Raw genomic sequence first — 3,079 nt, 5'->3', positions numbered from 1 at the left:
TGTCTCTCAAAAACGCCTCTGGCGTTGTAAGGTTAAGCCTCACGGGTCATTAGTACCGGTTAGCTCAACGCATCGCTGCGCTTACACACCCGGCCTATCAACGTCGTAGTCTTCAACGTCCCTTCAGGACTCTCAAGGAGTCAGGGAGAACTCATCTCGGGGCAAGTTTCGTGCTTAGATGCTTTCAGCACTTATCTTTTCCGCACTTAGCTACCGGGCAATGCCATTGGCATGACAACCCGAACACCAGTGGTGCGTTCACTCCGGTCCTCTCGTACTAGGAGCAACCCCCCTCAATTCTCCAGCGCCCACGGCAGATAGGGACCGAACTGTCTCACGACGTTCTAAACCCAGCTCGCGTACCACTTTAAACGGCGAACAGCCGTACCCTTGGGACCTACTTCAGCCCCAGGATGTGATGAGCCGACATCGAGGTGCCAAACACCGCCGTCGATATGAACTCTTGGGCGGTATCAGCCTGTTATCCCCGGAGTACCTTTTATCCGTTGAGCGATGGCCCTTCCATTCAGAACCACCGGATCACTATGACCTGCTTTCGCACCTGCTCGAGCCGTCACTCTCGCAGTCAAGCCAGCTTATGCCATTGCACTAACCTCACGATGTCCGACCGTGATTAGCTGACCTTCGTGCTCCTCCGTTACTCTTTAGGAGGAGACCGCCCCAGTCAAACTACCCACCAGACACTGTCCGCAGCCCGGATTACGGGCCTACGTTAGAACATCAAACATTAAAGGGTGGTATTTCAAGGTTGGCTCCACGCAGACTGGCGTCCGCGCTTCAAAGCCTCCCACCTATCCTACACATCAAGGCTCAATGTTCAGTGTCAAGCTGTAGTAAAGGTTCACGGGGTCTTTCCGTCTTGCCGCGGGTACACTGCATCTTCACAGCGAGTTCAATTTCACTGAGTCTCGGGTGGAGACAGCCTGGCCATCATTACGCCATTCGTGCAGGTCGGAACTTACCCGACAAGGAATTTCGCTACCTTAGGACCGTTATAGTTACGGCCGCCGTTTACCGGGGCTTCGATCAAGAGCTTCTCCTTGCGGATAACCCCATCAATTAACCTTCCGGCACCGGGCAGGCGTCACACCGTATACGTCCACTTTCGTGTTTGCACAGTGCTGTGTTTTTAATAAACAGTTGCAGCCAGCTGGTATCTTCGACTGGCTTCGGCTCGGGGAGCAGGTCCCTCCACCTACGCGCCAGCGTGCCTTCTCCCGAAGTTACGGCACCATTTTGCCTAGTTCCTTCACCCGAGTTCTCTCAAGCGCCTTGGTATTCTCTACCTGACCACCTGTGTCGGTTTGGGGTACGATTCTGTGTTACCTGATGCTTAGAGGCTTTTCCTGGAAGCTGGGCATTTATCACTTCAGCACCGTAGTGCCTCGTCGTCACGCCTCAGCGTTAACAAGCGTCCGGATTTACCTGGACCCTCCGCCTACACGCTTAAACCGGGACAACCGTCGCCCGGCTGATATAGCCTTCTCCGTCCCCCCTTCGCAGTAACACCGAGTACAGGAATATTAACCTGTTTCCCATCGACTACGCCTTTCGGCCTCGCCTTAGGGGTCGACTCACCCTGCTCCGATTAACGTTGAACAGGAACCCTTGGTCTTCCGGCGAGCGGGCTTTTCACCCGCTTTATCGTTACTTATGTCAGCATTCGCACTTCTGATACCTCCAGCATGCCTCACAGCACACCTTCGACGGCTTACAGAACGCTCCCCTACCCAACAACGCCTAAGCGTCGCTGCCGCAGCTTCGGTGCATGGTTTAGCCCCGTTACATCTTCCGCGCAGGCCGACTCGACCAGTGAGCTATTACGCTTTCTTTAAATGATGGCTGCTTCTAAGCCAACATCCTGGCTGTCTGTGCCTTCCCACATCGTTTCCCACTTAACCATGACTTTGGGACCTTAGCTGGCGGTCTGGGTTGTTTCCCTCTTCACGACGGACGTTAGCACCCGCCGTGTGTCTCCCGTGATAACATTCTTCGGTATTCGCAGTTTGCATCGGGTTGGTAAGCCGGGATGGCCCCCTAGCCGAAACAGTGCTCTACCCCCGAAGATGAGTTCACGAGGCGCTACCTAAATAGCTTTCGGGGAGAACCAGCTATCTCCCGGTTTGATTGGCCTTTCACCCCCAGCCACAGGTCATCCGCTAATTTTTCAACATTAGTCGGTTCGGTCCTCCAGTTAGTGTTACCCAACCTTCAACCTGCCCATGGCTAGATCACCGGGTTTCGGGTCTATACCCTGCAACTTAACGCCCAGTTAAGACTCGGTTTCCCTGCGGCTCCCCTATACGGTTAACCTTGCTACAGAATATAAGTCGCTGACCCATTATACAAAAGGTACGCAGTCACCCCCATAAAGAAGGCTCCCACTGCTTGTACGTACACGGTTTCAGGTTCTGTTTCACTCCCCTCGCCGGGGTTCTTTTCGCCTTTCCCTCACGGTACTGGTTCACTATCGGTCAGTCAGGAGTATTTAGCCTTGGAGGATGGTCCCCCCATATTCAGACAGGATACCACGTGTCCCGCCTTACTCATCGAGCTCACAGCATGTGTGCTTTTGTGTACGGGAGTATCACCCTGTACCCTGCGACTTTCCAGACGCTTCCACTAACACACAAGCTGATTCAGGCTCTGGGCTGCTCCCCGTTCGCTCGCCGCTACTGGGGGAATCTCGGTTGATTTCTTTTCCTCGGGGTACTTAGATGTTTCAGTTCCCCCGGTTCGCCTTGCAGCACTATGTATTCATGCTGCAATGATGCACAGAGTGCACCGGGTTTCCCCATTCGGACATCGACGGCTGTAGCGGTTCATATCACCTTACCGTCGCTTTACGCAGATTAGCACGTCCTTCATCGCCTCTGACTGCCTGGGCATCCACCGTGTACGCTTAGTCGCTTAACCTCACAACCCACAGGCGTTTTACAACGCTGCGAATTGCAAGCATTTGAGAGACTCGAACGCATCGCCTTGTCATCCCTTATTACGGAGGAATGACGCGCTGCGTCGTTTCAATTTTCAGCTTGTTCCGGATTGTTAAAGAGCA

At 53.8% G+C, this 3,079-nt stretch carries 1 rRNA gene; it reads right to left on the bottom strand.

Annotated elements, in window-relative coordinates:
• Positions 1-28: 28 nt before the first annotated feature.
• A 23S ribosomal RNA gene (locus tag ACK13D_RS21975) occupies positions 29-2,937 on the bottom strand.
• Between the last annotated feature and the right edge of the window lie 142 nt (positions 2,938-3,079).

It is taken from the genome of Pantoea sp. K16 (genome assembly GCF_048452805.1).
Lineage (GTDB): Bacteria > Pseudomonadota > Gammaproteobacteria > Enterobacterales > Enterobacteriaceae > Pantoea > Pantoea agglomerans.
The sequence above is the reverse complement of the archived record's forward strand: the minus strand, read 5'-3'. Positions and strand labels throughout refer to the sequence as shown.